Below are 3,843 nucleotides of genomic sequence, written 5' to 3'. Positions count from 1 at the left end.
CGCCGGCGGACACACCCTGGGCACACAGGACATCCACCTCGGCTACGACGGCCGCGAGGTCGTCCACGGCCTGAGCCTGGACATCCCGCCCGGCAGCATCACCATGATCGTCGGACCCAATGCCTGCGGGAAGTCGACGCTGCTGCGCGCCATGGCACGCCTGCTCACCCCGACGTCCGGCAGCGCCCTGCTCGACGGGCGCAGCATTCACATGATGCCGACCCGCGAGGTCGCCGCGCGCCTGGGCATCCTGCCGCAGACGCCGGTGGCGCCCGACGGCATCACCGTGAGCGACCTGGTGGGCCGCGGCCGGTATCCGCACCAGGGCTGGTTCCGGCGCTGGACCGCCGAGGACGATGCGGCCGTCGCCGACGCGCTGCTCGCCACGGACGTCCTGGACCTGGCCGGGCGCCCGGTCGACGAGTTGTCGGGCGGCCAGCGCCAGCGTGTGTGGATCGCCATGGCGCTGGCCCAGCGCACCGACATCCTGCTCCTCGACGAGCCGACCACCTATCTGGACGTGAGCCATCAGCTGGACGTGCTCGATCTCCTGGTCGACCTCAACCAGGAGCACGGCACCACGATCGCGGTGGTCCTGCACGACCTGAACCTGGCCTGCCGCTACGCCGATCACCTGGTGGCGATGCGCGACGGCCATGTCATCGCGGAGGGCGCGCCGGGCGATGTCGTCACCGAGGAACTGGTCAACGAGGCGTTCGGGATGCGCTCTTCGCTAGTGGCCGACCCGGTGTCGGGCACACCGCTGATCGTGCCCATCGGCCGCCACCGGGTGGGCTGACCGTACGCGGCGAGCGGGCGTACGCGAACAGAAAAGCGGAACTCCACGTTCCAACTAACACTTAGGTTAGGGTAACCTAACCTCATGCCCCTTAGAGTCAAGTCGCTGTTCACGCGGGCCCCGCGTGCCTCCCTCCCCGTCCGCCCCGCGCGACGCCGCTCCGTCGCCGCACTCGTCGCGGCCCTCGCCCTCACCGGCACCCTGACCGCATGCTCGTCCTCGGACGACGCCGGGGGCGGCTCGTCCGCCTCCACGGCGGGCTTCCCGGTCAAGGTCGCCACCAAGTTCGGCGAGATCTCCGTGAAGAAGAAGCCGCAGCGCGTGGTGGCGCTCGGATGGGGCGACGCGGAGACGGCGCTCGCCCTCGGCGTCCAGCCCGTGGGCGCCAGCGACTGGCTCGCCTTCGGCGGTGACGGTGTCGGACCGTGGGCGAAGGGCCTGTACAAGAAGAGCCCCACCAAGATCGGCACGCTGGAGCCGGAGTACGAGAAGATCGCCTCCCTCAAGCCCGACCTGATCCTGGACACCAAGTCCAGCGGCGACCAGAAGCGTTACGACACCCTCAGCAAGCTCGCCCCCACCATCGGCGTGCCCAAGGGCGGCGATCAGTACCTGACCAACTGGGAGACCCAGACCAGGATGGTCGCCGACGCGCTCGGCCTGCACGACAAGGGCGAGAAGCTGATCGCCCGAACGCAGAAGAACTTCAAGTCCGCCACCGCCGAGCACCCCGAGTTCAAGGGCAAGACCGTCACGACCGGCTCGCGCACCAGCGTCGGCTACGGCGCCTACGTCAAGGGCAGCGGACGCGTCAACTTCCTGGAGCGGCTCGGCTTCAAGAACAACCCCAAGGTCGACGCCAAGGCGGGCAAGTCCTTCTCCGTCACGGTCTCCCGCGAAAGCCTGGACATGCTCGACGCCGACCTGGTGGTCATGGCGCCGATCGGCCTGCCCGCATCCAAGATCAAGAACGACCCGCTCTTCAAGGACATCCCGGCCGTCAAGGCCGGACACAACGTGGTCTTCGACCCGAAGTCGACGCTCAGCTCCGCGTTCGCCACCGACTCGGTCCTGTCCGTCTCCTACGCCCTGGACAAGGTCGTCCCCGAGTTCGCGAAGGCGCTGCGCTGATCGCACCGCACCCGTCGGACTGACACCTGATCCGTCAGAAGCAGGCAGGCCCCTCGTGGACCTGCCTACTTTTGACGTATGGACAATGTGTCGCGTGACCTCACCGCGCCCGCCGGCGCGAACCCGCTGACCCAACTCTCGCTGGACCAACTGCGCCGTCGTACGAGCATGAAGTGGCGGGCCTATCCGCAGGACGTACTGCCGCTGTGGGTGGCCGAGATGGATGTCCCGCTGGCCGCTCCGGTCGCCGGGGCGATAACCGACGCCGTGGCGCTCGGGGACACCGGCTATCCCGCCGGAACGGGCTACGCCGAGGCGCTGGCCGAGTTCGCCCAGAAGAGGTGGGGCTGGCACGGCCTCGCCGTCGAGCGCACCGCCATCGTGCCCGACGTGATGCTCGGCATCGTCGAGATGCTCAAGCTCGTCTCCGTGCCCGGCGACCCCGTCATCGTCAACTGTCCCGTCTACCCGCCCTTCTACCAGTTCGCCGGCAACGTGGACCGGCCCGTCGTCGAGGCGCCCCTGGGGCCTGACATGCGCATCGACTTCACCGTCCTGGAGGATGTCTTCCGGCGCGCGGCCGGCGGTGCGAGCCGGCCGGTGTATCTGCTGTGCAGCCCGCACAACCCGACCGGGACCGTGCACACCGCCGCCGAGTTGACCCGCGTCGCGCACCTGGCCCGCGAGCACGGCGTGCGGGTCGTGGTCGACGAGATTCACGCCCCGATCGTGGCCGCGGGCACCTCGTTCGTGCCCTTCCTGAGCGTGCCCGGAGCGGAGAACGGGCTGTCCCTGATGTCGGCGTCCAAGGCCTGGAACCTGGCCGGACTCAAGGCCGCCCTCGCCGTCGCGGGACCCGAAGCCGCCGGTGACCTCGCCCGCATCCCCGAAGAGGTCAGCCACGGCCCCAGCCATCTCGGCATCATCGCCCACACCGCGGCCCTGCGGGACGGCGGCGACTGGCTCGACGCACTGCTGCGCGGCCTCGACGACAACCGCCGGCTGCTGGCCTCACTCCTGTCGGAACACGTGCCCTCCGTCGGCTACACGCCCGCACAGGGCACCTTCCTGGCCTGGCTGGACTGCCGGGCACTGACCCCGGGCGACGACCCGGCCGACGTCTTCCTGCGGCGCGGCCGCGTCGCCCTGAGCTCCGGGCGGCCTTTCGGGACCGGCGGAGAGGGCTATGTGCGACTCAACCTGGCCGCATCGCCGGACGTCATCACCGAGGCCGTCCGGCGCATGGCATCGGCCGTCAGCTGACTCCCGCCTGACTCCCACCTGACTCCAAATCCCGCACACATGTGGCACGCATTGGTGCAGACCTAGGTGCTTTTTTGTGCTTCCGGAACCAGAGACTTCGGCCAATGCACCCGCGAGCGAACACAAACACGTAACCTTCGCTACCGGCACATGAGTTACTGCTGTTGCAGGTTGGGCAGTCAGCATTAAGGGGTGCAAACACGCACCCTCATCAGGAGTGCTCGGTCGTGAGCACGCCCCGCCACCCGCACGACTGCGTGCGCCCACGAAAAGGTCACTGTCATGTCAGACGCCAAGCAGGAAACAGCCGGAGTCCAGGCCCAGTACGCCGTTCGCGTAGCCGAGGACCTGGAGAACAACCGCAAGGAACAGGAGCGCATCGGCACCGAGGTGGCAACGCTCCAGGAGCAGTTGCAGGAACTGGAGGCCGACCACGCGGTGTTGCTGAGCATGCAGCAGGCCCTCGGCTCCCCCGCCGCCGCTCCGGAGGCCGCCGCCAAGAAGGCATCGCCCCGCAAGGCCGTGCCCGCCCCGCGCACGGGCACGAACAACTCCGGTGCCGCCCGCGCGAAGAAGCCCGCCGCTGCCAAGGCCAAGGACAAGCCCGCGGCCAAGCCCAAGGAGAAGGCGGCCAAGAGCACGCCCAAGGC

The 3,843-nt window shown here is 69.0% G+C and carries 3 protein-coding genes and 1 pseudogene; all 4 read left to right on the top strand.

Features of this window, described 5'->3' with window-relative positions; translation table 11 throughout:
• Positions 1-16: 16 nt before the first annotated feature.
• Positions 17-799 carry an ABC transporter ATP-binding protein gene (locus tag ACQKIP_RS42255; protein WP_427745432.1) on the top strand — a complete coding sequence of 261 codons (783 nt, stop codon included), beginning with the start codon at positions 17-19 and terminating at the stop codon, positions 797-799.
• A gap of 84 nt (positions 800-883) precedes the next feature.
• Complete coding sequence (locus ACQKIP_RS42250; RefSeq protein WP_365856594.1) at positions 884-1,930, top strand: iron-siderophore ABC transporter substrate-binding protein; 1,047 nt, start codon at positions 884-886, stop codon at positions 1,928-1,930.
• A 78-nt stretch (positions 1,931-2,008) separates the two neighbouring features.
• The gene (locus ACQKIP_RS42245) at positions 2,009-3,193 is read left to right on the top strand and encodes a MalY/PatB family protein (protein ID WP_365856592.1); all 1,185 of its coding nucleotides are present in this window, start codon (positions 2,009-2,011) and stop codon (positions 3,191-3,193) included.
• Between the two features lie 282 nt (positions 3,194-3,475).
• A pseudogene (locus ACQKIP_RS42240) lies at positions 3,476-3,843 on the top strand (hypothetical protein); the annotation flags it as partial.

The sequence above is a fragment of the Streptomyces sp. NPDC059900 genome (assembly GCF_050270335.1).
Classification (GTDB): domain Bacteria; phylum Actinomycetota; class Actinomycetes; order Streptomycetales; family Streptomycetaceae; genus Streptomyces.
The sequence above is the reverse complement of the archived record's forward strand: the minus strand, read 5'-3'. Positions and strand labels throughout refer to the sequence as shown.